The sequence below is a fragment of the Sphingobium sp. TCM1 genome (assembly GCF_001650725.1).
Taxonomy (GTDB): Bacteria; Pseudomonadota; Alphaproteobacteria; order Sphingomonadales; family Sphingomonadaceae; genus Sphingobium.
This window is the reverse complement of record NZ_LXVX01000034.1, coordinates 290,088-316,549: the sequence shown is the minus strand read 5'-3', so window position 1 is coordinate 316,549 and position 26,462 is coordinate 290,088. Positions and strand designations below refer to the sequence as shown.

The following is a 26,462-nucleotide window of genomic DNA, read 5'->3' as shown; positions in this document are numbered from 1 at the left end:
TCGTTCTCGGAAACAGGCCTTTGCAGCCGGCGTGTGAAAACCACTTGGGCATCAAGGACCAACTGGCGGGACAGCGCGTTCCGTCTAATAGTCCAGCGATCCTCCCTACCGGAAGGCCGATCCGTATGATGAAAGGGTGGGGAGGCAGCTGAGTCGTCGGGAACAGGCTTCACCTCGCCGTAATTGGTGGTCTCGAGTCTCGTTCGCCTCATGGCTGTGCCACCGAGGAATCTATTGCGAAGACGCGACTGCCGAAGCGATGTGCGAGATGGCGTGAAACGGATGCGGCATACCGCCGCTGCCGCCGATCCGTTGGACTGTGATAAGCCCCAACGGCTTTCCAATAGTCACCTGTGGCGCTGAGCGCCAAAAGGAATATCCATCGAGCGGCCTGAACATTGAAACATGGATCGTTGATCAACCAGAAGCGGATATCGCGAGCGGGTCGCCCTGTTAACACAGCCAGCCTAGGAACCCAGAAGCTGTTGATCTGAAGCGGCCCCAGATCATGGCTGCCGTTGCTGTTGTGAACCTCCGCACCGATCCATCCTGCTTCCTGATCGCGAAGCCCCCACAAGGTCTTTTCAAGCCAGCCGCGTCCGCCTGCGGCATCCCGAATGCACATCCCCAGCCGCGCCTCGTGTTGCGGCGATAATCGCGCAGCTGCGCTAGCCGGCTGGGAGGCGACAAGCAGGACCGCCAGGATAGCGGGCGCCGCGAGGCACTTGGGATTATCGATCATGGCCGCCTCCGCGATCGTGGGAGGGAGCCTGTGCAGGTTCCGGGGCCGGTTGCGATGCGGTGGTCGTGGAGCGTCCCTCCCGGTCAACAGCTCGGTCGGCACTTCTGTCGAGAAGTGACACTATCCAACGATCGAGGAAGGATGCTGAGGATTGCGCGCGATGCGCGATGCGCTCAGCCAACCCTTCTGGCTGGGAAATCGTGGGCGGTTCAGTTTGCGACCATAGGTGCTCCCTACGGGCCTCGCGTTCGGTGCGCTGCTCCTCACGAAGCCGATCCCAACGCTCCCCGTGGCGGGCCATCCGCCCCTCGATATTGTCTCGTTCGACCCGCCCCAGCCCTTGCAGCGAGGAGGTCTTCTCGCCCGATCGCGCTTTCAGCTTTTCGACGAGGCGTTCCCGATTTTCGGTCCAGAGGCTAGCGCCGAACCTCGCACGGGTGATCGCGGTGTAATAGTTCTGTCCGGTGACCAGCGGCGAGTTGACCGGCGCCAGGACATAAACCCGATCAGAGGTCTTGGATTGCGCGGAGTAGACGGTCTCTCCGTAGCCGTGATCCCAGTTTTTGTGCCGGGAGAGGTCGACCTCCTGGCTTCGCCCGTCCCTGTCCCAACGTATCGTCGCAACGGCACCTTCAAGACGCTCCACGGTGCCCCGCTCGGCATTCTTGAGATCGAGTTCCTTGTTGACGAGGCGCCATTGGATACGGTCGCCGGCGGCAAGGGCCCGCTTCTCTTCCTGGAAAACATTGATCTGAGACGCCCGACCGAGGCGCGGATCCCACTGGATCGTACGGCCATGCTCGTCGACCAGATTGACCGTTTGGCGGCCGCGAGTATCACGCCGTACCCCGATCACCCTGTATTCCGCGTCGCGTGCGATCCCGAGTCCGGCATTGTCGCGCGAGAACGTCACGACCTGCCCCCGGGAATAGAAGCGCGCGAAATGCTTCTCCTGATCGGTCATCCCAGACGGGGACAGGATCGACAGTCGGGTTTCCTCGGCCGCGATGGCACCCTCGGTTTTCAGTGCCTCGCGAACCTTGGTGTTGACGATTAGGCGGGTTGCGTTTTCGAGCACCAGGATGTTGGTCCTCGCTCGCTGCTCGGGGCTCAGCCTCGTCCAGTCCGCGACCATCGCGGCTGCGAGCTTTTCGCTGCTGTCGCCGCTGACGAACTTGTCGAGAGCCCCGATCGAGCCGTCGTAATTCTGAAGGCGGGCGAGGCGGACTGCCTTGGTGATACCCTCCGCCTCCTGCCGGATCGGATCCTTCAACTCGGCCTTGGGCAAGCCAAGGCGCATCATCAGCCAGAAGGGCTTGCCCTGCTCGATCGCCCCCGTCTGCCGGGTATCGCCAAGCAGGATGAGGCGCGCGCCGGTGGCCCGACTGATCTCGAGCAGTCGCATCGCCTGGCGATTACCGAGCTGGCCCGCCTCATCGACAACGAGGACATGGCTATCGTCGAGCTTTACCCCTCCGGTGGCGAGCAGGCTCGCGACCGTGCGCGACTCGATCCCGGCCTTGAGCCCCAATTCACCGGCCGCCGATGAGGTAGGCGCCAACGCGATCAGCGTGGCCTCTTCCCCCACCGCCTCGCGCAACGCGCCAATGATGGTCGATTTCCCAGAGCCCGCCACACCATGCACCGCCACAACCCGATGCTCGGACGCTCCGATGTGCAGCAGCGCGGTGCGCTGCTGGGGTTTGAGGTTCCGGGATATTCCCGCATCGCGCAGCGCCTCGACCGAGGCCAACGGACGCGCGTCATTGAGGGCGAGCGCGAGCTGGTCCGACAAAGCCAGTTCCAGGCGAGCGGTCTTGCGTGTCGTACGACCGCGCGTGTGGATATCGTCCCCGGTACGATGCCTGGTTTCGAGAAGCTTGGCCCGTGCCTGATGCTCCTCGACAACAGGACGCACATCAGAAAGGCGCACTTCACCCACATGCGAGGCCAACGCCGTCTGCAACAACCGCCCCAGGTTGTTGACGGCCTCCTTGCCTTCGGATTGCCGGATGCCGAACAGCATCGCCCGTGCGGCGGTGGCGGGATCGACCTCGACCGGCCTCTCTCCTCGCTTTTCGGCATTCGCCCGGGTATCTTTTACCGCCTCGGCATATTGGCCGAGCCGGCCGTTCCACCGTTGACGAAGGTCCTCAAGTGACGCTTTCTGCTTCGGTCCTCGGGTGACGTAGAAGGATTGCTGACGCGCGGCCTGCCCGGTCAGCCCATGCTCCTTCGCGTGCGCGTCGATCTGCCCGGCGCGTTGCGACATGTCCGTGATCAGATCCTTGGGGACTCCCCTTATTTCGAAGAGGCCGCGCCGCGGGTCAAACTCGACGGCGTAACCGAGCTCCTTGAGAAGATGCGCGAGTTCATTCCGATATGACTGTCCGGCAGCCATCTGCTCGGCGAACATCGCCCGGGTTTCGAGGCTGACCTTTCTGGTGCCGTCGCTTTCGTCGGTGATGTTCATGACGACGACGTGGGTGTGGAGGTGCGGGTCGAGCTCGCGCGAAGCATGCTCGGTGAACCGCGCGTAGATCAGGCGACCTGTCGTCTTCTCGGTCACTTCGCCATCAACACGGTGGCGCATCGTGGCGTGCTCCTCGAGGTAGGAGAGCGCCACCCCGACAGCCTTTTCATGCGCCTCGATGATCCGGTTATCGCCGGCTACCAGCGCCATGATCGACACCGATTTGGGAGCGTTGACGGCAAAGTCCCAGCCGGGATGATGCTGTATCTCGCCGTCGGAGCGGCGGCGGCCGAGTTGCTGATCGCCGACCTTCCCGGCCAGGAGTTCCTTGAAGATGGCGGGATCGACTTTGCCCTCCAACCCGAGCTCGGCGGCGATCTTGCCGCCCCATTCGGACTGCTCCTCGGCGCCTTTGGTGTAATAATCGCCGACCGTATAATAGCGGGCGATGTTGGCGGGTTTCCCCTTGAGACGGATCGGATTGATCATGCCGGCCTCGCCTTGTTGCGCGCGCCGCCATGGCGACCATGCTGCTGAAGGCGGAAGCCCGCGGGCTTGCCGAAAAGTTCGAGTGGTGGCGTTGGCATTGTTTGATCATGATCACCCTGCGGATGGGGAGGCGGCTGCACGGCACTGCCATCCGGCGTGCTGTCCGGCACGATCGCCGGTTCCTCGGGCTGGGAGAGCGGCAGTTCAGTATCCTGCCCACCGCGAGCGGGCCGGCGCCGCTTGGAAGGCGCAGGCTTTGGCCTGGCCGGAGGAGACGGTGCCACGGGGACGACGGGCACCGCACCCGCCGGCACGGTCATCCTGACCGGCGCTGTCGTCCGTTCCTCGAAGGCCTCGCCAAGAGAGGCCACCTTGTGATAGCTATCCTCGAACCTGACCACCGGCAGACTGCGACCGAAGCGCAGATAGCCCATGAGGTTGGGCAGATTGGTGACCTCGGTGTGCATGACCAGCGGCCGCGTCACCTGCATGCGCGAGAGGTTCACACCATCGCGCATGTCGTTGACGCCATAGGACATGCCCTCATTGGCTTCGACCTGCTCGACCTGTCCAAGGTTCTCGCTGACATGCTTCGCTGTGGGGGTGTCGTTGGCTCGGAGAGCTACCCAGGTTGAGCAGTATCCGGTGATCGCCGCGGCATCCTGGATGCCATAGGTCGCTTCGAGCTGCGGGTAGCTCTGGAAGCCGAGGATGCCGCAGCCGCCATATTTGCGGGCGCGCGCAAGGAAGTCGCCGAGCGACGGCAGTCGCTGGAGCGTCGGTAGTTCGTCGATCACGCAATAGAGGCGCCGGTTGCGATCCGGCGCCATGCTCATGATCGCGCTGATGGCGATGTCGAGCCATACCGTGATCAGGGGGCGCAGCGAGGGAAGCTGATCCGCCTTGACAGTGATGAACAGCCAGCTGTCGTCCCGCTCGTTGGCTACCCAGTCGCGGATCGAGAACCCGTCAGCGGTATCATCGAGATAGGAAAAACTGCGCATCACCGAGGCAAGCTCGGCCTGGATACCGGCACTCGTGCGCTCACCCTCGGTCGAGATGAACGCCGCCGCATCGGTGCCGGCAGCGAAGGCCGCGAGATCCTTCAGCTTGGACCGCAGCAGCGTGTCGAGCAGGATCGAAACGAGCGTACGTTCCTGCTTCGCCAGCTTCCTCAGGACAGCAACCAGCGTGCCGCGCGCGGCCTTGGCCCAGAAGGGATCGCCGGTCCTGTCGGGGATAGTGGACTCGGCGATCTGGTCGTAGTGATAGTCGCGCGGTACATCGACCCAGGGCGACCAGCAGTCCGCCCGGGCATCGAGCGGGTTCAGGAGAACGTCGATCCCGGGCCGGTAGAATTTCTCAACGAAGGTCCCGGCGGTGTCATAGACGATGGCACGGCGCTTCCGCTTGCGGATGCCGTGGAGCATCTTGACGATGATGTTGGTCTTGCCGGTACCGGGCGCGCCGCAGATGAGGATGTGCTCAGGCTCGAAGGCATCCGGCACATTGACCCCGCCAATGTCAAAGCTGCCCTTGGCATAACGCCAGAGGGCCCGGCGGACCTGCTTGACCGTTCCGAATCGAGCCCCGCGCAGGAACTGGTTGGAGCCGAGGCCCCTCCCCGTTCGGGTGAAATAGAACCAGGCCCATCCCAGCATGGCGAGGGCGAACAGACCGGCAAGCATCGCCCCGTGGAGTAGGTAGGTCTCGAAGGCGGCGAGCGTCTTATGCGCGACACCGGAGTTGATCAGTCCTTTGGGAGTGGTCCAGTATTGCTGCCCGGCCGGGGTCTTGAACAGGATCGGTGTCGCGTTGCCGGGCAGTGTGTCGCCCATGAAATATGCCTGCGTGATCTTGAGCATCACGAAGCGTTCGTATTCGGACGACTTTTCGAGCGCATACCAGATGATGCCGCCGATCCAGATCACCAGTCCCGCGAGGAAGGTCTGATAGAAGACCTGGGTGGTCATGCGGACATTGTGGACGATGGCCTGGCCGCCCCTCGTCCAGGAACCCAGCGTGTCGTGTCGGAAGATGCTCATGGCCGGTCCTGCTGGGGATCGAGCAGCCCCCTTTCGCGGAGGAGCCGGCGCGCTTCGCCCAATCCCTTCTGGAGTATGTCGGGCGAACGCTCGCCGACCGACGTGGCAAGGATGGCGAAGGCCTGAATGACCGTCGCATGGAGCTCATCGAAGCGGGCATGGTAGCCTGAAGGATCGGAGCCTTCGAAGCGTTCGAGGATGTCGCGACAATAGGTCGCGGCGCCGAGGCCGTCGTTGCGCGCCTTCATGCAAAGGCGCGCATAGAGGTCATCGTCTATGCGTATCGTGATGCGTGCCAAGCGGCGGACTCCTTGTCCGGCACGCCAGCAACGTGGTGAAGCCCTATCCTTATAGCCGAATTACGCAGCGATCTCAACAATTTATCGAAACTGCCGATGGCTGCCACATAGTGCCAAGCCCGATCAGGCACTTAGCCGCAGATGCGACACCGGCTGGCTGCCGGCGGCAGCCGATCAGTGCCAGAGCGACAGCCGCGCTGTGCCTGCGCAAAGCCGCAGAAATTCACGCGATTCGCGCCCGCAGCACCCGTGCGTGGGGTGCATTACAACCGCCTCCGGCGTGCGTCCCGCCTTCGCAGCACGCTTGCCCGCTGCGCCTGCCCGATTCTGGTCGCGGCGGGTCTCCCGATCGGGGAGATGCGGTCGGATTTCTTCGCGCCGATGATGGGCAAGGCGTTGCAAGCGGAGGCTCCCTGATAGATAATCGAGGTTGGCGGGCAGACCTCCTTTGCGAAGGAGTCTAGAGAATGCCCAAGATGACGGAACGCGAGCGTCTCGCGAAGATCGAGGCCGATCAGCAAAATCTCGCGCGGGAAGCCGAGACGGTGCGGCGTGGATTGCGCGTGCAATATGGAAAGCTGGTGACGGAATTGCCGGTCGAGCGCTTAAGCGAGCGTGAATTTCGCGATGTGCTGGGCCATGCGATCAGGGTTGGCGGCGCTGTTGCCATTGCCGCGCTCAAGGGTTTGTCGGCCGTTGGCGTCCAGGCGGAATCCTCGCCCGCGCCATCCCGAAAGCGTGGAGCGCTCCCCTCGTCGGGTGGGGATGATGCCTCAAAGGCGGTGCATCCTTAGCGGAAGGGGGAGCGAGTTTGGCGGGCCGCAGGCCCGGCAAAAGGAGCGGCGTGGGGGAAACAGTTCGGGTTTCCCTCGCTCGTGCCAAAGGCACGACAAGGGGCCGGGAGCGGTTCCCCGCCCCGGCCTCTCGTTTCAGCGCAGCTTTCCGATCAGGCGGCTATGACGCGCCGCCTGCGCTTGATCGGCATGGCGGGTTCCTGATCGGTCCTCATGAAAACGTGGGTCGGAACGCGGTGCCCCTGCTCAGGGTTGAACAGGTCGTAGAGGCTCGACTGGATGCCCGACCCTTCGCACAAGATGGCTTCCACCGGCATAAGCTCGGCAATGTCGCGATTGCGCTTGAAGCCCTTGCCCTTGCCGCGCCCATAAAGCCCGAACGCGATGCAGACCACGCCCCTTTGCGCGGCCCATGCGGCGGCGGCTGCATCCACGCCAAGGCGCTGCCCGGTGGTGACAAGCACCATGGCGGGAATGCGCGTCCTGATCTGATCGAGCCGGTTCCAGACAATGCGCCAGTCGTGCCAGTCCTGCGGGCCGGACACGACAATGACGGGGCCTTGCGGGTCGTATCGGTCGCGTCGCCGTTCGGATCGTGCCCGCAGGAAGTCGAGCGCCGAAATCTGGCTGGCGGTGGTGACATGGGACGCGCGCGATCCTCGTACCGGGGACCATGGGCGGCCCGCATAGGCCCGGAACATGGCGGCGGCATAGTCGCGCATGGCTTCCATGGCGGCGCGCTGTTCGGCAACCGACTGGCATTCAAGCTGGGTGTCTTCCAGTTCCTTGTTGAAGACTTCGCCCGGCTCAAGCCTTCGCGCCATATCGCGAAGGGTATCGGCAAGCCGATCCTCTTCGCGCTCCAGCTTCCCCGCCACGAAATGGAAGCTGTTGACGAACCCCCATGCGAGTTCGGGGGCGAGGGCTTCAAGGCGGGTGTCGGTGAACAGGTCGAAAATGGTCGCGACGATACCGCCGCATTCCGCCTGCGCCGCGATCGGTTCGGGCATCTGATGCTCGGCGGGTTCGTCGCCCGGTTCCATGATGGAAAGCGGGATCGGATCGCCGAAAGAGGCCATGAAATCGGGCGTGGCGGTGAGTTCGGCATAGAGTTCCGGCAGGTCTGCAAAGCTGCTAACGCTGCTCAAGGCCGTTGGCTTGCTCATGGGATGGTTCCTTGTGACGGGGTAGCGGTTCAGGACCGGGGAAGCGTTCCAGCGCTCCCCCGGCCCGTCTCGGGTATCGCTTAGAACGGCACCTCATCGTCAAGGCTGCGCCCGTTTCCGGTATATCCGCCGTCTGCCCCTGCGGTGCTGCCGCCGGAGAAACCGCCGCCCGAACGCCCGCCGAAACCGCCGCCGCGATTGCCGCCGCCATTGCGCCCGCCAAAGCCGTTGCCTTGCGCCTCGCGGTCACGCTCGCGCCGCCACTGAACGTCGAAGCCGTTCGTCTCGTCCCCGAACAAGGCGATGGGGAGAGGCACGCTAAAGCTCGGATCGTCGATCATGCCGGACAGGAACACTTCGTCGTTGGAGCGCATCTTGCGTTCCCAGACCACGCCGATCTGGATTTCGTCGCCCGCGCGGTTCGTCTCGTAAATCTCATAGACGGGGGCGCTATCGGACTGACGATCCTCGACGCGGCGCATGATGAGGTAAGGAAAGCGCATCTCGCGGGTGGCTATCTTGCCGACAATATCGCCCACGCGCTCGTCAAATTTGAAGTTACCGATCTTCATGACTTCATCCTTTCTCTGTGCTGTGGTCCGTTTCTCTTTCCAGGCCACATCTGAACTCTACTCTCTCCCCTCCAAACCATCCATGACATTGATTTCTTGACAGAATTTCATCGTACCTGGTGAGCCTGAGCAAGAAACAGCCGCGAAGCGGCCAACAGGCACAAAGACGCACCGTCCGCGCAAGCGGACGGTTCTGTTTGAATGGAAAAGGGAGCGTGGGCCGGCCGACAAGTCATCGCACCCGGAGCCGCCTTCGCAGGTCCGAAGGCGCAGGGCCGGGGCGGGGATGCAACAGGCACGGGAGCCTAGCGAAGCTTGCTGAAAATGGGCCGGCGCTTCTGTTGACAAACAGACAAACGTCGCCGGCCCATTTTCAGCTAGCGCAGCTTGGCGACGCAACTCGTTGCATCCCCGCCCCGGTTCTGCAACGCGCGGATCCTGCGAGGCGGCGAAGGGGGTGATGGCTTGTCTGCTGGCTCCACGTGTCCCATCGCGCGACTAGCGCGATTCCTTAGGCGAAGCCTGCATTGCGCTGCGCGTGCCGCACGTCATGTCGTCCCGGAAGGAGCGCCTCCCCTGCCCCATCGCCTGCGGAAGGGATCGTTACGGCGTCAGCCGCCAAGACCCGAAGGGGCTTGGTCGGAGCGAAGCGAAGATAGAGCCCGGTGCCCGCGCAAGCGGGCAGCCGCCCTCAGATGCGCTGTCGCAAAAGAGATGTTGCTGCCTTGCGCGTCCCACTCAATCAGGTTGGCAACCGAGCGGTAACAAGTCGGGTCCGCCTCCCTCACACACCATGAACTTGATCCGAGATGTAAAGGTGATACCCATAGCGGGTACAGAGAGGGAAGGACCGGGCGGCGTCTTCCGAGCAGGGAGGGCGAGAAGCAAGATGAGTGACCTGCCCCGCGATCCGGGAGATGAAGTTCAGCGGCGCTTCCGGTACCAGATCAACTATACGGCACTGAAGGCGCTTCAGATGCTCGCACCCGGCTCGTCGGTCCGTAGTGTCTATTGCGAGCATCTGGAGGATGTTCTTGTTGAGGGCGCTAATGGCCTTTTCACTGGCATTCAAGTCAAGACGCGCGAGCTCGATCAGCCGCAATTTCGACTGTCGGACAAATCTGTATCTGGAGCACTGAAACGTTTTTGTGTCCGCGATGCGCGTTACCCTGGGCAGTTCGAGCGGTTCGTCCTCGCCACCAACTTCGTGTTTCATGATAGCGACGCCGGTGACGATGTCGGGACAGTTCTAAGCTGCTGCCGCGACAATCCAGGTCTTGAGGGGCTCAGCCCGCGTCACAAAGTGCGCAAGTGCCTTGCCGAATTCGCACAAAGCACAGCCATGGCGCAGGAGCATGTCATCGCAGCGCTCGGCAAGGTACGCCTCGAGCAACGCAAGACCGGCATCGATCAGCCGGAACAGGACCTTGTACGGGCGCTCGGCGAGATCGAGATGCTGGGCAACCAGTCGGTCTTCGAACTCTATCGCATGGCTGATGCGATCCGTGCGCATATCTGGAACGTCAGCTCGCTCGCGTTGGATGGCTATGTTCTGGAATCGCACGCGGTCGGCGAGGATTTTGCCGAACATGTGGAAGCGCTCCGCACCAGGAGGAAGCGCCTCGACCGGGAGTTGATGGCGAAGCTCACAACACCGGCGGCGGCAGATGACCGGGAGCTGCTCAGTATCCGGGAGTTTATCGCCCGCGAAAGCATCCCGCCGGGTCTGGGCCGAATGGAACTGAAAATGGCGGCAGGCGGCATCGGCTATGCCGATGTAGAGCAGATGAAGGACGACGTCGCCTCCCTCGAGCGAACGTTCCTGGGATGGAAGGAGAAGTTTGGGCTGGCCGAGGCAAACCGCCGGCTCGCCCATTTCCAGTACCTCGCTAACCGCGCCGCGCGGGAGTCTGAGGCCGAGACATCGACGGGGGCGAGCGCCTATGGCCAAGCGATGCTTGCCGATTTGCGAGGTCGTACTCGTGAGACGGCCATAGGCGAGAGCGAGAGCCTTTTCGGCTGCCGGGCGGAGCATCTCGTCGGCACGGCGGGTCTGCTTTCCGAGGAGTGCAAGGTCTGGTGGAGCGCTGATCGCAACCTGTCTCCAGCGGCACCAGACGCATGAGCACCCTTCCTGAAATCGTCAATCACCTCGAAGGCGATGATTCCCTCCATTTGGGTCGCCTGCTGGTTCTCATAGATGCCTTCGCAGGCAAAGCGGGCGAGCAAAAGATCGAAGGCCTGACCAAGCTCGCCAAGCTCGATTTTCTACTGCGCTACCCCGCCTTTCTCGAGCGAGCGATCCGCGTGCGGGGCAGCGACGCGTCCCAGGTGAAGGTCGAGGATTTCGAACGCAATTCGATTGAGGCCCGAATGGTGCGCTTCAAATATGGTCCGTGGGATCACCGCTACAGGCGTTTCCTCAACACATTGGCAGGCCGCGGCCTGATCCACGTGCACACCGCGGGGCGGACGGTCATCATCGGCCAGACGCAGCGCGGCCGTTCTGCAGCCGAGACACTGAAAAACGAGCCGGAATATGCCGGCATTCGCCAGCGGGCCGTGCTGCTCAAGCGGCACCTGAACCTCACCGCTACGACGTTGATGGACTTCATCTACGAGAATTTCCCGGAAGTGGCTTCCCTGCGCATGGGCGAGATGATCGACCAATGAAAATCCACCTTCAAACGCTCAAGCTGTTGTGCCGCCAGAGTGAGGAGGTGCTGACCTTCTCGCGAAACATCACCTTCATCCATGGCACCCTCAGTCTCGGAAAATCCACGGTCGTTCGACTTATCGATTTCTGCCTCGGCGGGAATCTCGAGATGACGACCGCGATCCAACGGGAGTTCCTGGCGGCCGCCTTGACGCTGAAGGTGGGCGATCTCGATGTACTGATCGAACGAAGCAGGGGAGAAGGATTCGTCAGGGTCTCATGGATGGATCCGGAGGACGGTCCGGTCAGTTTGCAGGTTCGCGCGAAAGGCGATGGCCCGGTCGTGTTCGGGACCGACGTGGTCAACCTGAGTGACTTGCTCTTCCGGCTCCTCGGCTATCCGATCATCCGGGTGCGCAAGCGCACTGGAGACGAGGACTCGCCGATGGTGCGGCTGAGCTTCCGCGATCTTTTCAAATTCTGCTACCTCGAGCAGGAGGAACTCGACTCCTCCTTTTTCCGGCTGAACACGCCAGTGCTCGCGGAGAAGAGCAAGGATAGCCTCAACTTCTTCACCGGCTATTACAGCGAGGTGCTTAGCACCCTGCAGATTCAATATGACCAGACGCGAACGGAGCAGCGCGCAAAGCGAGACGCCGCTGACCGGATCCGGGAGTTCCTGCGCGAGTTTGATTTTGCATCTGTGGGGCAGATCGCGACAGAACTTGAGAAGGTGCGCTCGCGCGCTGCAGAACTGCGTCGTCTTCTTGGCGACGACACAGCGGCCTATTTGAGCGACACCCATTTCGTTGATGAGCAGCGTGTGCAGCTCCGGAAGATGTCTGACATGCTGGAGCGCGAGCGTGAGACGCTGGAGGATCTGAATTTTCGGCTCAATGAGCAGCGCGAGCTTCGATCCGAGCTATTGTCGATGAAGTTTAAGGTCGCCAGGGCCGACCGTGCCCGCGCGGTCCTGGCAGGCAGCGCCTTCGAAAATTGCCCTCAATGCGGCCAGGCGGTGAGCACGCACCGATCGCATGGGGACGATTGCTATTTGTGCCTGCAACCCCTCCGGCCCGACGAGAGCGCGATCACGCCCGCATCGATCAACAGCGACCTCGACGCGCGGCTGGCGGACATCGAGGCGTCACTTCGCCGACATGGGATCGCGAAAAAGCGGCAGGAAGCACGCATTGCGGCGGTGCTCTCGGACAAAAACCTACTCGACCGGCGCGTTGCCGACCTCCTTGCAACCTATGAATCGGATCGCCTGGCGCGCACGCGTGATGCACAGCGCGAGTTGGCCGAACTTGATGAACGCGCACGCTTCCTGGATCGTGTGAGCGCAATGCCGGACGCTGTCACGAAGATGATCGAGGACGCGGATGACCTGTCCGCCGACTTGGAGCGCCTTGAGCGGGAGATCGTCGCGGAGCAGCGGCGTCTGAGCAAGGCAGATGCAAATTTCGCTGCGCTCGAAGACAATTTCCTCAAGGCGTTGGTGGCAACTCACGTCCCAGGCGTGAGCAGCGCGGATCAGGTCCACATCAATCGGCGCACGATGATCCCGGAGATATGGCCCGGTGGCGACGAAGCGGCGGGATACAGCTTTTATACCGCGGGAAGTGGTGGCAAGAAGACACTACTGACGATATGCTTCGCGCTGGCACTTCACCGCACGGCGGCCGAACATGACCTGCCCGTACCCACGCTGCTCATGATCGATACGCCCCTCAAGAACATCACGCCCGACATCAATCCCGAGCTCGTTCAGGCGTTCTACCGATATCTCTATGAGGTCGCCGAGAGCGATCTCTCCGACCATCAGGTGATCATCGTCGATCAGCTTCTGGTTGAGCCGCCGGATGATAACACGCTGGAGTTCACCGATCGCCTAATGACCGAGGACGATCCCGAAAATCCGCCACTGATCTCCTACTATCACGGTCCGTGAGGAGCCGACGTCAATGCTGTGGTCGACGTCGCATCAAGATGTCGGGGGACCCTCGATGCTCATCATCAGACATGATCAAGGTCGAGCCATGGCGGCAACCGGAAGACCGGCACGCCCATTTTCTCAAGCGCCGCGTAAGTGAAAACGAGATTGATCCCCCGCCCCTCGCTCGCGTCGGTGAGCCCGAGCAGCTCAAAGAACGCATCCCGAAGAGCAGGATCAGGCTTACGGCGTTTCCTTATAGCGCCGCGGGCAAAGCGCATCGCGCAACCCGCCAGCAGGTCAGCAGCCTGTAGGCAGACCTCGCTCGTGCTCGCGGCGAAACGGAGGGCCGCCACGCCGGATAGATCGTAGTTGGCGAAGAGCGCCGACGGCGCATTCCCCTGCCGGGCGAGGTCTTCCATCAAGATTTTGTTATCCGCAAGGACGGAGCCATATTGCAATTGCTCGTCATGAACGAGGGTGATGCCGTCGACGCCATCGGGCCGGGACAGATTGATCCGGGCATAGATGTTGGTGAGCGAGGTGAGGTTGGGCAGCATCCAGACCATGCGGTCGGTTTCGGTCCGATCGGCGAGCGGCAGGAAATCCTCCAGCGCAGCCTCTCCCAGATTGAGGCGGTCGCGTGCCTCCATGGTGAGGAATTGCGCCATGCGGGCGAGCTCTTCATCCGATGCGTCGAGCCAGATCCAGAGCACCTGCAGGAGGGTCCGGATTGCCGCGATCGACGGGCTCCGGCAGGCCGCCATATAGTCGAGCAGGATCTGGTCTGACGGCCCATCGGTCAGGAATTCGGCGACCGCAGTGCGCACCGGCATGGGCACCCGGTCGGTTCCGAGACCACCGCAGAGCAGATTGTTCACGATGTGGATGGCGATAAAGAAGCGCTTGTCGACCAGCTCGATAAAGACCGGGCAATCACGTGCTTCGAGATAAAGCGCAAGGTCGGTGACGAAGTGCGCAAGCCGGGCCATGTCCGATTTGAGTTCACCCGATCCGCACCGATGGGCCACGCGGAGGCGCTCCAGCTCATCGGCGAGACCTTGCTCGTCGGCCACGCCGATACAGGCGAGCGCGAACACGGGCTGGTTGGCGAAATCGAGTGCCTTCGCCGAAGCCAGATCGCCGCCATGGCCGCTCTCGTCAATGAAGTAGGAAGTGGGGCTCATCGCGGTCGCCCCCTCAGTAATAGCGGTCATAATCGCCGCCGAAGTCGCCCAGCGCTGCCAGTTCCGCAAGCACGGTAATCGTCAGTTGAAGCAGGCGGCGCATGCGGTCCGGATCGTCCCACTGATCGTGCCCATGCTTGCCGCCATGGAAGAGGTTGTTCCGCACGGTCTTGGCAAAAGCCACGACCCTGTCGAGATCGGCAGTGTTCGGAGAGAACGGCAGATCCTCGAAATCATGATCGGGATCACCCACGATCTGCCGCCGGGGGTTTTCGGCGATGAGCGCGGTCCCGGCAGGCGTGACGACATAAGCGGCCCGATGCGCTTTCACGAACTTGTCCCAGTTAGGTTCTGCGCGCGCGCCGGTAGTCTCGCTTTTGAGGAAGCGCTTTTCCTTCAGCGCGAACTCGAAGCGGGAGAACCAGTAGAAAAAGTCGAAGGCCAGATTCCGCAGATCCTGATCGATTCCCTCACGACGCATCGCTCGACGGCTCCCAATATCTGCTCTTGCCAGCGCCCATACAGGAGTGGGGCCAAACGATGTCTGAGCGGGAGTTGTGATCGGTCGATAACCCTCCCCTTTACGGGACTTTGACTATCGGCTGCCGCTGCCAGCCGCTAGTGTTCGGCATGTAGTTTTTGGGGGCATGGCGCTGAATGGCACGGATTCGCAAGGTCGAGATCAGGAATTTTCGGTCGATTGCCACGCTCGACTGGTTTCCGCTGGCGGGCATCAACTGCCTGATTGGACCGGGCGACAGCGGAAAATCGACCATTCTCGATGCGATCGACTTCTGCCTCGGCGCGCGGCGGAACCTCACCTTCTGCGATGATGACTTCCATCGGCTCCAGCTTGAACAGCCCATCCGGATCGGCGTGACGCTGGGCGAACTCGACAGCCATCTCCGCTCAATGGAGGCCTATGGACTGTATCTGCGCGGCTTCAATTTTCAAACTGGCGCTATTGAGCCCGAACCAGGAAGTGGCCTCGATACGGTGCTGACGGTCGAGCTTTCGGTTGGGGACGATCTCGAACCACAATGGCAGCTTGTCTCCGAACGGGCTGCGGCGCTGGGGCAGTCGCGCGGTCTGAGTTGGGCGGATCGTGTGCGTCTTGCGCCGACCCGGCTCGGGCAATCGGGTGAGCATAATCTGAGCTGGAAGCGGGGCTCGATTCTGAACAAGGTGTCCGAGGAACGGGCCAGCGCTGCCTCGGCCATTGCGCAAGCGGCGCGCGACGCACGCATAACCTTTGGCGACAAGGCAAAGGATCAGTTGGGCGAAGCCCTTGCCGCGGTTCAGGCAACGGCCGGGCGCCTCGGTGTGCCGATCGCCGGACAGGTGCAAGCGCTGCTCGACGCCCATGGGGTGAATGTCACCGGTGGCACGATCTCGCTCCATGGCGGTGATGGGGTGCCTTTGCGTGGTCTCGGTTTGGGGTCCGTCCGTCTGCTCGTTGCCGGGTTGCAGCGGCATGTCGCGGGCGAAGCGCCGATGATCCTTATCGACGAACTGGAGCATGGTCTGGAGCCGCACCGGATCATTCGACTACTGGCCGAACTGGGCGCGAAGGAGACGAACCCGCCGTTGCAGGCCTTCGTCACCAGCCATTCGCCGGTCGCGGTGCGGGAATTGTCGATCCAGCAACTCCACGTCGTGCGGCCGGGGCCATTCGGGCACACGGTGTCGTGGATGGCGCGCGCAGGCGACGTCCAGGGGACAGTTCGCAAATTTCCAGATGCGCTGCTCGCCCGGTCGGTGCTCGTCTGCGAGGGCGCGAGTGAGGTGGGGTTGATCCGGGGGCTCGACCTCTATCGGCAAGCGACGAACCGGCCGTCGCTGACCGCGCTTGGTGTCGCCCTCGTCGATGGCGGTGGGGACACGACCTTTGCCCGCGCGACCGCGTTCCAGCAGATGGGCTATCGCACCGCCGTGCTGCGCGACAACGATATCGCGGTGCACGGCAATCTCGAGGCGGGCTTCCTTCAGGCCGGCGGGCAGGTTTTCAAATGGACCGATGGGCATGCACTCGAGGATGAGTTGTTCGTGTCGCTGTCGATCGGAGGCGTGAAGCTTCTGCTCGAACGGGCGATCGATCTCAAGGAAGAGAGCGTGGTCGCCGATCATATCCGTTCGGTGTCGCAGAACGCCTATCAGCTAGAGACTGTGAAGAACTTGCTCGCCTTCGGCAGCATCGATGCCGACACCCGCACCATGCTCGGCCGGGCATCTCGCACCCGCAAGGGATGGTTCAAGAACGTCAGCGCGATGGAGGCGGTCGCGCAGGAGATTGTCGCACCGGATCTGCATCAAACGACCGGAGGCCAGCTTCGCCCGACGATCGATGCGATCTTCGCGTGGATCGACCGTGGCTGACGGCGGGCCTGACCTGTTGTCGATTGGACGCGGGTCCGTCGTCGCTCCAGCCGGCTGCGGCAAGACCGAATTGCTGAGCCGGGCGCTGTCTCGCCACGCGGGGGCCGCGCCGATCCTGGTCCTTACCCATACCAATGCCGGCGTGGCGGCGCTGAGGGGGCGGCTCGACCGTGCCGGCGTGCAGCCGCGCCATTACCGGCTGGCGACCATCGACGGCTGGGCCATGCGTCTGATCAAGACCTTCCCCCTGCGCTCGGGTCATGATCCGGCGATCCTCGAAGGACGGACACCAGGCTATGTGGCGATCCGCCGCGCGGCAGCGCAACTGCTTCTGTCGGGTCATGTCTCCGATGTGATCCAGGCCAGCTACGCGCGGCTACTGGTCGACGAATATCAGGACTGTTCCGGGCTTCAGCATCAACTGGTCTGCGCCCTCTCGGCCCTGTTGCCGACCGCGGTGGTGGGAGATCCGATGCAGGCGATCTTCGGCTTCGACCGCAACGATCCGCTGGCCGACTGGGATGGACAGGTGCTGGGCCATTTCGGTCTGGCGGGCACGCTGGGCGATCCCTGGCGATGGACCAATGCGGGGACCGAGCCTTTCGGCCGATGGCTCCTTCATGTGCGGGGCGAGCTACATGCAGGACGCAAGATCGACCTGAGGCAGGCAGCCCCGGAGGTACGCTGGATCCAGCTCGATGGCAGCCAGAACGATCACCCCAAGCAGCTTGGTGCCTGTCAGAGCCGATCCCCTGTCGCCGACGGCTCAGTTCTGATTATCGGCGACTCTCGCAATCCGGGGAGCCAGCAGCGGTTTGCCAGCCAGACGCCCGGGGCCGTCACGGTCGAGGCGGTGGATCTGCGGGATCTGACCGCTTTTGCCGAGGCGCTCGACCTTGCCAGTCCGCTGGCGACGGGCCAGATTCTCGATTTCGCCCAGAAACTCATGACCAATGTGGGCACAACCCAATTGGTGCAGCGGCTCGACACGTTGCGCCGCGGGCAGGCCCGAAAAGAGGCCAATGAGATCGAGAGCGCCGCGCTCGCCTTCGAGGCGGACAGGTGCCATCAGCGTGTCGCCACACTTTTGGTCGAACTGAACAAGCAGAGCGGCGCCCGCGTGTTTCGGCCGGCAGTGTTTCGGGCATGCATGCAGGCGCTGCAGCGGTGCGAGCGCGACGGCACGGCGTTTGTCGACACGGTGATCGCGATGCGGGAGGAATATCGTCTCGTCGGGCGTTCACTCCCCCGCCGCGCTGTCGGGAGCACGTTGCTGCTCAAGGGACTCGAGGCCGATGTTGCGGTGGTTCTGGGCGCTGATAACCTCGATGCCCGCCATCTTTATGTGGCGATGACGCGCGGCTCCCGGCAACTGGTGATCTGCTCGCAGTCTCCGATCCTTGGCTGATCCGATCTTGGATCATCCGGACCGCATGCTGCCATCCAGGCCCAGTCGCTGCCCGATCGAGCGATCGAGACCATCGCGCACATCGACGGCGTCAGCTGCGTTCAACGCTTCCGGGGACAGGGGCCAGAAGCAGCAAGATATCCGATTCGCCCTCAATGACTGGCATGATGTCATCGCGCCATATGCCGTTGTTGCGGCTTAATCCGTGAGCCGGGCCTTCAGTCGCAAGCGGAACGCAAAGTATCTCTTAAGGTACCTGAACCGCACCCAAGAAAATGTGCTTCAGGTGCCGACACCCTGTTCCGGTTGACGATAGGATGCAGCTTCCACCACGACAGGATCCAGGAATGGCGACAGCATCGATGACCGACCCCACCCAGATTTGTGAAGACATCCTCCGCGCGGACAAGGCAGGCAATATCGAGAAGGCGATCCTGCCCAGCGAGAACAGGATCATCGACCGTCTGCTCGATCGGCGCCTTGAACTGGTCGAGGCTTATGCGGAGATCCATGAGAAGCTCCACGCACGGCCCTACGGAATAGAGACGATGCTCGGCATCGTCACCAATGTCGCGGCATTCTGGAACCCCGAGCGGGTCGCCGACGCGCGTGATGCCCGCAACCGGCTGGAGGAGGTGAACCGCGAGATCGCCGAACTGGCGATGGATCTTGCCGGACTGCTCGAAGAGCGCTCCGAGATCGGCAACACCTCCGGCTTCGCGAGCGACACCCATTATCATATCGTCGATGTGATTGACGCAGCGTCGAGCGAGAACGGCTTCTACCGCTTTCATCTCCGCGATGAGTTGAAACCGCTTAGCAGCCGCTACGATCTCAAATATTGGCCGAGCCTGGCTGAGGTTGTTCGGGTGATCGGGCAGGATGCCGATATCGCCGGCACCGCCGCCACGGATTCGCTCACCAGGGCCGCCACCACGGGTTCGCGCGGGTCACGGGCGGACTTCTTCAAGGCGTTGTTCGAGTTGATCATGGAGAATGACACGGCCAGCCATGGACATATTCCGCGCGGCTTCAAGCTCAGCGACAGCACGCTCGCAACGCTTGCCAATTGCGCGCTGGATCTGGGGCCAGACGATGTCGTCGATGCCGCCTATGTGAAGCGGCTGCGCCAACGGCTACGAGGCGAGAGCCGTTAACCGGAAGATTGGGTAAGCCGAAGCTAGCTCGAGCTCATGAAATCGTCCGAGCCGATTCGGTGGGATCCGAACCGCACCTCGTAGCTTTCGCCAAGATCGTGCCGAAATGCCTCGGCTTGGGCCTCGTCTGGGAAAATGCCGGCCAGATGCCATGGCGCGCTGCGCAGCACACCGAAGCCGAGCGCCGATCCTGGATTGGACGGGTCGATGCCCGGTGCGAGGCGATGTAGTTGCACGTCCGCCAGGTCAGTTGCGTAACCGACGCCGGGCAGATCGCCGTCGGGCTCCAGCGAGAAGCTGACCAGTCCGATCACTTCGCCCAGTTCGTTGAACACCGGGCCGCCACTCATGCCGCTGCGCCAATGCGCTTCGACCTCGATCAGCGGCCAGGGGTAGCTAAGGCCACGCCCCTGCGGCAGCAGACCTGTGATCGTGCCGACTGCGCCGTACATCCGCTCGGTAAAGCGCATCGTCTTGTCAGGTTCGTCATGCTTGAGGCAGGTCAGTTCGGGATAGCCGATCGCCAGCACACGGTCAGCGACCTCAGGACGTCGACCGGACAGCCGGACTGGCAGGGGCGGCGCCGACTGCGGCCCAGGTACCGCGCTGGCATCGACATGGAAGCGCATCACGTCAGCGACTATGCGCGGCGACTGCGGCGCGCCGATCAGCACCGGTGGCTCCGGCACCGCCTTGCGCCAGCTCATCGCTTCGCGGATCGGTGCGAAGTATTTGGAACTGAGGCCAACAGTTCCGAAACCCAGTCCCATGCCGAACAAAACGGTCGCGACCGCTGTTTCGCGTAGTTCCGGCGTTTCGAAATGGTCTTTGAGCACGGCGGTCACGAAGGTGCCGAACGGATCGACGAGAAAAGCTGTTCCGAGACCGGTCAGGAAGCCGTTGTCCTTATCCACGGTCAGGACCGGCAATATCTGTTTGCGCAGGTTGAAGGGGTCCTGGATCAGAAACTGCTCGAGACTGCCGTGAGAGGCGGGATCGATTGGAAATGCCATCTGATCGATGTGTGCCGATCAGCCGCGAGTTCAAGGACGGAAGTGGCGCGCCAGGTAGAACGTATCCACACCGGATGCTCGACGGCAGGGCGCGGGAGAACATGGTTTGCGCTATAGGACCGGGATGACTCCGATCTCACCTGTTCGCTTCAACGCTATCGCCGGCTATGCTCGTCAACCTCAAGCCGCCTTGTTCGGAATCGAGCTCGGCTATTTCGAGGTCGATGGCGGGCGGATCGTCGGCATGCTGCTGCGCGACAGAGCGGACAGGGACCATTTCGGCATGGTCTTCGCCCAGGACCGCAAGCTTCGCTTCCGAAGCGTCGCTATGACCGCTTTCGTCAACGATCCAGCAACTGCCGAAGCGGACCTTGCCCTGGCGATGGATGCCGCTGCCGAGGTCCCCATCGAAGAGCACTGGCAAGCCGACGAAAAAGGCGAGCCAGTCGACTTCTTTACCCCGGTGCATCCCGTCGAGCGGCTGAACCCCGACTTCGTGGCATTGATCAGCGAGGAAGTTTACTCCCCGGCGCGGGGAATCATCGAGCCGATGATGCGTTGGTATGAGGATGCCGACGGGAACTTCGTCGAGCAGTTCCAGACTACCGGTTTCGATCAGCGGATCTGGGAACTCTATCTGTTCGCGACCTTTATCGAACTTGGCTATGTCCTCGACCGGACGCATCCGATGCCCGACTTCGTCTGCAGCGGGCTGGCCGGCGCATTCAGCGCCGAAGCGGTTACGGTCGGGCCAACGCGCGATGGCGGACAGATTGTCCCGCCTCCGCCCCGCGAGACATCCGAGCAGAGAAATGCCTATTTGCGGGACTATATGCCAATCAAATTCGGCAGTCCGTTGTCCAGTAAGTTGAAAAAGCGCTACTGGGAACGCCCCCATATCGCAGGCGGGCCGTTCGTGCTTGCCGTCGCCGATTTCTCCTCTCCCGGATCGATGATGCACACCGCGTCGTCGCTCGAGCGCTATCTCTATGGTCTTGATCATGTGACCGAGCGGGATGCTGAAGGTCGGCTCATCATCAAGCCGCAGCGGATCGAGGAACACAGGTTCGGGACCAAGGCGATCCCCTCGGGGTTCTTCCGGCTTTCCGATGCCAAGCATGTTGGTGCGGTGCTGACGAGCGCGAGCGGGACGATCTCGAAGTTCAACCGCATGGGCCTGCTTGCCGGCTTCGGCTCAGGCAATGTCGTCCTGATCCGTCAGGGCACGGCCGTCGATCATGATCCCGATGCCTCCGAGCCCAAGCTGTTCCGGGTGCTCGTCAACTCCACCGGCTATGACGAGAGTTGGGTGGAGGGACTGAACGTCTTTCATAATCCGAATGCCGAGTTGCCCCTCGACCCCAGGTTGATTCCCGGCGCCGGCCATCATTTCCTTACGCCCGACGGCGAGCGCACCAGTTCCGTGCCGCATTTTCATCCCTATGGTTCGATGACGCAGCATTTCGCACCTGTTGACGTCGCTGCATTTGTCGCAGAGGTGGGCGACAGGAGCCATATCATGTGGACATTGCGGCCGGCAGCCGACGGTGACGCTCAGAAATAGCAACCGATTGCGACCAGTCTCCTCCACCGCAGTCAAAGAAAAGCCTGCATGGGTGAAAAGGGCGAAGCCAGGTCCGACGCCGTTGGTTTCATGACAGGGGCTTCAGTTGACCCGGCTCCGGCGATATCCGCCGGAGCGGAGGCTTCACGCTGGCCCTATCCAGAGCAATTCCAGGAGGCTCGCTCCGCGCTGCCATGCCTCGACCCTGACCGCCTGATCCTGAAGTTCAGCCAGATCATCCTCAGTCTGAAGGCGCCAGACAGGGCCGTCGTCGATCTCGAGGAGCGGTCCTCGATCATTCAGCCGCAGAATGCCGCGCAGCCGCAGCGGAACCTTGCTGTCGCTCACCATCCGCCATTCGCAGGCTGGCTGAAAACAAAGGCTGGAGGTCGGCGGCCGATCTGCGCATCGGCAAAAAGGGAAGGAATCATAGCGCCCGGATGCCACGCCGAAGATGAACATTGCAATATCGTTCGATATATGTTCCAATCCTCGGCAGAGGAAAACGCGCATGATCCGGGACTATGTCGCCACCTATGATTTCAACCTGCCGCTCGACGATGCGGCGGTCGATCCTGACCTGCCACTGGTCCGGCGCAGGCTGGCAAGCCTTGCCATGGCAGAAGGCCTGGACGGCGGATATTATGAAGCCCAGGAACTGGCGGAAGCATTTCTGGATGCCGCGCGCGAGGCGAATGCCGAGATCGAAGACGATGATAGCCCGGCGCGGCTCCGTCTGCGAGACATCCTCGCGCGGGGCCTCGATTACCAGCGGGAGTTGTTCGAGGAAGTGTGCGAACTGCCGCTGGCCGATGCGGCGGCGCATCTTTCCTGGCTCACTGCACTGATGAAGCAGCGCGTCGATATGGCGCGACCCGTGGCGGCGATCCTCGGACGGTAAGGCCGGGCCAGTCTTTTGCCGAGGGCCGCGATAATCTCGGCTCGCTCGCTCTACCGCGCTCACGCGGTGACGCCATCTTGCCCGGACGCTAGTCAGAGCCATGGATTCCGAACCGGCCTATCTCGACAAACTCGATCGTCTGCTGCTCGATCAGCCCGACGCCATGCTGATATCGCAACTGGACGGGTTCCTGACCGGCATCGTCGTCAGCCCGGACCTTGTCGCGCCTGGACAATGGATACCCCTGATCTGGGCAGGAGATGAAGGCGATGGCGAGCCTGAGTTCGAGACCGCGGCAGACCTTCAGGCCGCGGTCGATCTCATCATGACGCACTATCATGCAATCCTGCAATCGCTCGAATGTCCGGGCGACTATGCGCCCTTGCTGGAGGTCGATACCCGAAGCAACGAGATCATGTGGGAGATGTGGATCGATGGCTTCACGCAGGCCATGGCGATCGCGCCCGGTGGATGGACCCGGATTCAGGCAGATGACGACGCCGGGTGCCAAGCCGCCCTGAACGGTATCCGAACTCTCAACGATTTTGCGAGCGGTGACCTCCATTTGTCCGACGCGGAGGAAGATCGCTGGGACCGGGAGGCGCCCGAGCTGATCCCGATCTGGATCGAGATGCTGCACCAATGGCGGCTGGAGAGTGATTCCAACCGACCTGCGGCGGTTCGGCGTGCCAAAGTCGGGCGCAACGATCCCTGCCCTTGCGGATCTGGCAAAAAGTACAAGAAATGCTGCGGCACGCACTGAGGGATAACGCAAGCCGGCAAGTGCAGCATTTCGATCCCAGGCTTTGGCTGGCGACACCGATTGGACGTCAGGCTGAGTCAGGTGGTTTTGCCTCTGTGATGACGATAGCGTGCTCCACAAGCTTGTCGGCAAACGCCGTGTCGTTGGCGATACCCGCGGCGAAGGTTGTAGCGATCACCGCGCAGGCGTTGGCCTGCTCCAGTCCACGCAGCAGGTCCTCAACCGCATAGTTCGGTTCGACCGTGTCGGCGGTCAGATTGCGCTGGAGCTGAAGAATCCCGGTGTGGGTGAAGTCGCACATCTCCTTCCAGCGGCCAGCCTTGATCGCGGCGACGACACCGCCTTCGAGTTCAGCTTCCAATCGGTCGAAGATCGCCCTGGGCTGCACATGGCTCTTCCCGGACGCGAACTCCTCAAGTTCCGCGTCTGTCGCGCAACGATGAAGCCACGCCCTATTCACCCAGGCGTCCATCTGCCGGCGCAGCAGCGCCATGAAGGATTGGTAGGAGCCATTCTCAAGCAAAAAATAAGCGCCTTATGGTGATGGAGGGCCACCACCAGGGCGCTCAGTGCAAGTCGTTCGCGCAGCCCGGCATCGACCTTGAGGCCCTCCATGCCGTCCCAGAGCCAGTCGGAGAGATCCTTGCCTCGTCGATCGCGGTGGCCATCGCCATATCTGTGTCCCTCGTGGAGGCGCGCGGATCCGGGCGCCCATACATGCAGATCATGACATTGAAAGGTTGATAGCCGCATCCGCAATTGGGCGGCCCACCTGCCGGCTTTGCTCAGGCGCGGCCGAGGTTGGCGGGAATTGATTGAACGCGTCGGGCCTCGTCCGGGCCAAGGGTCGCCAGCAGCCTGATTTCGGCCGCACCGATGTCGTCGGCATCATCGAAGGCGTCGACCGTATAGGCGCCGCGGGCAAACATCTCATCTGGATCCATGGCAAACGCCGCATAATGGCGCGGCCAGCAACACAGTTGGAGCCAGGGCCAGTCAGGCTCGGGCGGGCTGTAGCGCGCGAAGACGATGTCTTCCGAATGAAGCGCCGATGGGCGACGATCAAGCAATCCGGGCGCGATCAGCCGTTCGCGCCGTTCGCATAGAAATGCCTCGAATTCGTGGGCTTCGGCAGTCGTTTCGAGGATCACCGGATAGTATCGATCAAGCGCAAGTCCCGGTCCCGAAAATTGCGACGGGATATCGATCAGAAGAATATCGGGCAAAGTCGGCAACGGCCGGTGATAGTATATCCGTCTCGCGGCAAGTCGATCAATGAGGCGCATGCTGACGGAATTGGTCCCTTGGCGCGATTGCCCGTCAAGCAGAGACGCGGACAGATTGACGCGATCGTGCTCAGGCCGCCAGCGGCTGGACGCCGTCGTTGAAGCGGTCGAGCCAGGATTGCATGGAGGGCCTCCGCTCGAGGGAGACCCTGGCCGCGTTTTCCTGGAACCCTATGAGGTCGGCCGGGGCTGATGCGATGATCGCGTCGATGTCGGATGCGTCGAGCAGGTGCTCGGCACGAATGAACGCCGTCATCGATCCTGGCCGGGTCCGTGTCGATCGGCGCCAAAGTCCTTCGACTCTTTTGAGGCGCGGTGCAGCGCGCGCTTCCAGCAGGACAATCAGCCTCAGTTGCTCGATCGGCAGCGCGCGCACCTCGTCGGGTTGCATGCCGGTGCAAAAGAAGCAGCTGCTCTTGCCGAAAGGCGGCAGGCCAGCGTCGGCGATACAGCGCTCACAATCCTCGCGGCTCCAACCCCATTCCCGAAGGGGATATCGGTAGTGGTAAAGATCGGACGCATGCCCTTCGCGATGGGCGTAGCGCTGATTGTCGCGCGCGGAGCAGTCATAGCCGATGAGCCGAACGACCTTCTGTCCCCGCTCCCACGCACGGCGCGCGGGCTGCCAATGCTTGACCCATTTATCTTGTGGGGAAATCTTGTGCCGCGCCGAACAAGAGTGGAGGCCGAAGGCGATCGACGGTAACGTGCCGTTGGTCAGACACGCTTCGAGCAGGTCGTTATAGGGCGGCCAGTGCTTGACGCGTGTGACCTGATATTCGACGATTTCGTTGGCGACGCCATGGGCGTCCATCCAGTCGCGAAAGACGGGGATGAGCGCCATCGTGTGAGGTTGCTCGGGCATTGCCGCCAGCAGGACCATCTCGGGCGCCTCGCCCCGTCGGACGAGCTCGATGATCATCGCGGTCGAATTGACGCCTGCGCCCCAGGCCGCCACCACCGGCGCGGCAAAATCTTCTGGACACAGGCTCTCGATCGCCCCTGCCCGGGGCGGATATGCTGCAACGGTCATGATGGTTTCTCCGGACGTTCGCGCTGGGCGAGCGGCGCGATCAGGCGATCAGGGTCAGCAGTGCTTGCCTGTGGGTCGGGCCGGTGCTGGTGACCTGGAAGGGCTGCAACGGATTGCCAGTTCGCAGCACATATTGCGGCCGCCCGGTCGCGCGGCGCAGTTGGACGGCGACGGCATAGGCGTTCGCATAGGATGCTAGGGCGCTGCGTTTTGGCGAGATGGCGTCGATCTGGGCGGCGGCAATCATGACGAATGCTCCTCGGGTCGTTCGAGGTCGGGAAAGACAGGCAGATCGGGCGAGAGGGGCTCGTCGCGGTCGAACAGAACCCAGGAAACGTCGCTGTCGAAGGCGCGGGTCAGGATCGCCCAGAATTCGACGCTGACGTCGTCCGGGCGCTCAGAGCCACAGCCGACCAGGCAGGTGTGGACGAAGAAGCCATAGGCATAAGGCTCGATCACGAGATCGGTATGCCCAACCTCGACCCGGCTATCGGCGCCGCGTGGCGCGGTGGCGATCAGCCCGTCGATATGGCGGCGTTCAGCTACGGGAAGGTGGATGGTCGAACAGACGATAAGCGCGGAACGGCGCATGGGAGTTCTCC

25 protein-coding genes are annotated in these 26,462 nt (G+C 62.3%); 10 read left to right on the top strand and 15 right to left on the bottom strand.

Annotation, left to right across the window (positions count from 1 at the left end):
* Window positions 1-208: 208 nt before the first annotated feature.
* From A7Q26_RS24860 to A7Q26_RS18540, 4 genes are read right to left on the bottom strand one after another with little or no spacing between them, the layout of a single operon-like run.
* Window positions 209-742, bottom strand: coding sequence for a lytic transglycosylase domain-containing protein (locus tag A7Q26_RS24860; protein WP_084439205.1), 534 nt, complete (start codon window positions 740-742; stop codon window positions 209-211).
* Entirely contained in the window at window positions 732-3,704 is a 2,973-nt protein-coding gene (gene mobF / locus A7Q26_RS18550; protein ID WP_066862579.1) for a MobF family relaxase, read from the bottom strand. The genes A7Q26_RS24860 and mobF overlap by 11 nt, the downstream gene beginning before the upstream one ends.
* Window positions 3,701-5,749 (bottom strand): type IV secretion system DNA-binding domain-containing protein, encoded by a 2,049-nt coding sequence (locus tag A7Q26_RS18545; RefSeq protein ID WP_066862576.1) that lies wholly within the window; start codon window positions 5,747-5,749, stop codon window positions 3,701-3,703. The genes mobF and A7Q26_RS18545 overlap by 4 nt, the downstream gene beginning before the upstream one ends.
* A complete protein-coding gene (locus A7Q26_RS18540) occupies window positions 5,746-6,048 on the bottom strand; it encodes a hypothetical protein (protein WP_066862573.1) in 303 nt (100 codons plus the stop codon). The genes A7Q26_RS18545 and A7Q26_RS18540 overlap by 4 nt, the downstream gene beginning before the upstream one ends.
* A gap of 467 nt (window positions 6,049-6,515) precedes the next feature.
* Between A7Q26_RS18540 and A7Q26_RS18535 the strand changes: the two genes are divergently transcribed.
* A complete protein-coding gene (locus tag A7Q26_RS18535) occupies window positions 6,516-6,842 on the top strand; it encodes a hypothetical protein (protein WP_066862571.1) in 327 nt (108 codons plus the stop codon).
* Between the two features lie 152 nt (window positions 6,843-6,994).
* On the opposite strand, the gene A7Q26_RS18530 is transcribed toward A7Q26_RS18535, so the two are convergent.
* Together A7Q26_RS18530 and A7Q26_RS18525 are read right to left on the bottom strand one after the other, a co-directional pair.
* On the bottom strand, window positions 6,995-8,008 hold the full coding sequence (locus tag A7Q26_RS18530; RefSeq protein WP_066862568.1) for a DUF2493 domain-containing protein: 1,014 nt from the start codon (window positions 8,006-8,008) through the stop codon (window positions 6,995-6,997).
* 80 nt (window positions 8,009-8,088) lie between these two features.
* The gene (locus A7Q26_RS18525) at window positions 8,089-8,628 is read right to left on the bottom strand and encodes a DUF736 domain-containing protein (RefSeq protein ID WP_232313867.1); all 540 of its coding nucleotides are present in this window, start codon (window positions 8,626-8,628) and stop codon (window positions 8,089-8,091) included.
* 841 nt (window positions 8,629-9,469) lie between these two features.
* Between A7Q26_RS18525 and A7Q26_RS18520 the strand changes: the two genes are divergently transcribed.
* Genes A7Q26_RS18520 through A7Q26_RS18510 form a run of 3 tightly spaced genes read left to right on the top strand, consistent with a single transcriptional unit; the run spans window position 9,470 to window position 13,190 of the window.
* The gene (locus A7Q26_RS18520; protein WP_066862562.1) at window positions 9,470-10,705 is read left to right on the top strand and encodes a dsDNA nuclease domain-containing protein; all 1,236 of its coding nucleotides are present in this window, start codon (window positions 9,470-9,472) and stop codon (window positions 10,703-10,705) included.
* Window positions 10,702-11,253, top strand: coding sequence for a hypothetical protein (locus tag A7Q26_RS18515; protein ID WP_066862560.1), 552 nt, complete (start codon window positions 10,702-10,704; stop codon window positions 11,251-11,253). Before A7Q26_RS18520 ends, A7Q26_RS18515 begins: the two co-directional genes overlap by 4 nt.
* Window positions 11,250-13,190: a hypothetical protein gene (locus tag A7Q26_RS18510; protein ID WP_066862556.1), complete on the top strand. Its 1,941-nt coding sequence runs from the start codon at window positions 11,250-11,252 to the stop codon at window positions 13,188-13,190. Before A7Q26_RS18515 ends, A7Q26_RS18510 begins: the two co-directional genes overlap by 4 nt.
* Window positions 13,191-13,255: 65 nt before the next feature.
* Here A7Q26_RS18510 and A7Q26_RS18505 read toward each other — a convergent pair whose 3' ends face one another.
* Window positions 13,256-14,428: a DUF3800 domain-containing protein gene (locus A7Q26_RS18505; RefSeq protein WP_157102610.1), complete on the bottom strand. Its 1,173-nt coding sequence runs from the start codon at window positions 14,426-14,428 to the stop codon at window positions 13,256-13,258.
* Window positions 14,373-14,840, bottom strand: coding sequence for a hypothetical protein (locus A7Q26_RS18500; RefSeq protein WP_066862550.1), 468 nt, complete (start codon window positions 14,838-14,840; stop codon window positions 14,373-14,375). Before A7Q26_RS18500 ends, A7Q26_RS18505 begins: the two co-directional genes overlap by 56 nt.
* Window positions 14,841-15,016: 176 nt before the next feature.
* Between A7Q26_RS18500 and A7Q26_RS18495 the strand changes: the two genes are divergently transcribed.
* The 3 genes from A7Q26_RS18495 (at window position 15,017) to A7Q26_RS18485 (ending at window position 19,300) form a co-directional block, all read left to right on the top strand.
* Window positions 15,017-16,735, top strand: coding sequence for an ATP-dependent nuclease (locus A7Q26_RS18495; protein ID WP_066862547.1), 1,719 nt, complete (start codon window positions 15,017-15,019; stop codon window positions 16,733-16,735).
* Window positions 16,704-18,143, top strand: coding sequence for a UvrD-helicase domain-containing protein (locus A7Q26_RS18490; RefSeq protein ID WP_066862544.1), 1,440 nt, complete (start codon window positions 16,704-16,706; stop codon window positions 18,141-18,143). Before A7Q26_RS18495 ends, A7Q26_RS18490 begins: the two co-directional genes overlap by 32 nt.
* Window positions 18,144-18,505: 362 nt before the next feature.
* The gene (locus tag A7Q26_RS18485; RefSeq protein ID WP_198162978.1) at window positions 18,506-19,300 is read left to right on the top strand and encodes a hypothetical protein; all 795 of its coding nucleotides are present in this window, start codon (window positions 18,506-18,508) and stop codon (window positions 19,298-19,300) included.
* Window positions 19,301-19,323: 23 nt separating this feature from the next.
* Here the strand turns inward: A7Q26_RS18485 and A7Q26_RS24855 are convergent, their stop codons facing one another.
* Complete coding sequence (locus tag A7Q26_RS24855; RefSeq protein WP_084439203.1) at window positions 19,324-20,313, bottom strand: S1 family peptidase; 990 nt, start codon at window positions 20,311-20,313, stop codon at window positions 19,324-19,326.
* Between the two features lie 124 nt (window positions 20,314-20,437).
* Between A7Q26_RS24855 and A7Q26_RS18475 the strand changes: the two genes are divergently transcribed.
* Window positions 20,438-21,877: a hypothetical protein gene (locus A7Q26_RS18475; RefSeq protein WP_066862538.1), complete on the top strand. Its 1,440-nt coding sequence runs from the start codon at window positions 20,438-20,440 to the stop codon at window positions 21,875-21,877.
* A gap of 144 nt (window positions 21,878-22,021) precedes the next feature.
* On the opposite strand, the gene A7Q26_RS26375 is transcribed toward A7Q26_RS18475, so the two are convergent.
* Window positions 22,022-22,228, bottom strand: a complete 207-nt coding sequence (locus A7Q26_RS26375) for a DUF5818 domain-containing protein (RefSeq protein WP_443018172.1) — start codon at window positions 22,226-22,228, stop codon at window positions 22,022-22,024.
* 160 nt (window positions 22,229-22,388) lie between these two features.
* On the opposite strand from A7Q26_RS26375, the gene A7Q26_RS18465 reads away from it, so the two are divergent.
* Both A7Q26_RS18465 and A7Q26_RS18460 read left to right on the top strand, forming a co-directional pair.
* Window positions 22,389-22,778 carry a hypothetical protein gene (locus A7Q26_RS18465; RefSeq protein WP_066862532.1) on the top strand — a complete coding sequence of 130 codons (390 nt, stop codon included), beginning with the start codon at window positions 22,389-22,391 and terminating at the stop codon, window positions 22,776-22,778.
* Between the two features lie 100 nt (window positions 22,779-22,878).
* The gene (locus tag A7Q26_RS18460) at window positions 22,879-23,541 is read left to right on the top strand and encodes a UPF0149 family protein (RefSeq protein ID WP_066862529.1); all 663 of its coding nucleotides are present in this window, start codon (window positions 22,879-22,881) and stop codon (window positions 23,539-23,541) included.
* Window positions 23,542-23,608: 67 nt separating this feature from the next.
* Here A7Q26_RS18460 and A7Q26_RS18455 read toward each other — a convergent pair whose 3' ends face one another.
* The 5 genes from A7Q26_RS18455 to A7Q26_RS18430 form a co-directional block, all read right to left on the bottom strand.
* Window positions 23,609-24,064, bottom strand: coding sequence for a DUF6988 family protein (locus A7Q26_RS18455; RefSeq protein ID WP_198162977.1), 456 nt, complete (start codon window positions 24,062-24,064; stop codon window positions 23,609-23,611).
* Between the two features lie 262 nt (window positions 24,065-24,326).
* Window positions 24,327-24,827: a hypothetical protein gene (locus A7Q26_RS18445; RefSeq protein ID WP_066862521.1), complete on the bottom strand. Its 501-nt coding sequence runs from the start codon at window positions 24,825-24,827 to the stop codon at window positions 24,327-24,329.
* A 70-nt stretch (window positions 24,828-24,897) separates the two neighbouring features.
* Window positions 24,898-25,860, bottom strand: coding sequence for a hypothetical protein (locus tag A7Q26_RS18440; RefSeq protein ID WP_232313866.1), 963 nt, complete (start codon window positions 25,858-25,860; stop codon window positions 24,898-24,900).
* 40 nt (window positions 25,861-25,900) lie between these two features.
* On the bottom strand, window positions 25,901-26,107 hold the full coding sequence (locus A7Q26_RS18435; RefSeq protein WP_066862518.1) for a hypothetical protein: 207 nt from the start codon (window positions 26,105-26,107) through the stop codon (window positions 25,901-25,903).
* Window positions 26,104-26,451, bottom strand: a complete 348-nt coding sequence (locus tag A7Q26_RS18430) for a DUF5983 family protein (protein WP_066862515.1) — start codon at window positions 26,449-26,451, stop codon at window positions 26,104-26,106. The genes A7Q26_RS18435 and A7Q26_RS18430 overlap by 4 nt, the downstream gene beginning before the upstream one ends.
* Window positions 26,452-26,462: the final 11 nt, after the last annotated feature.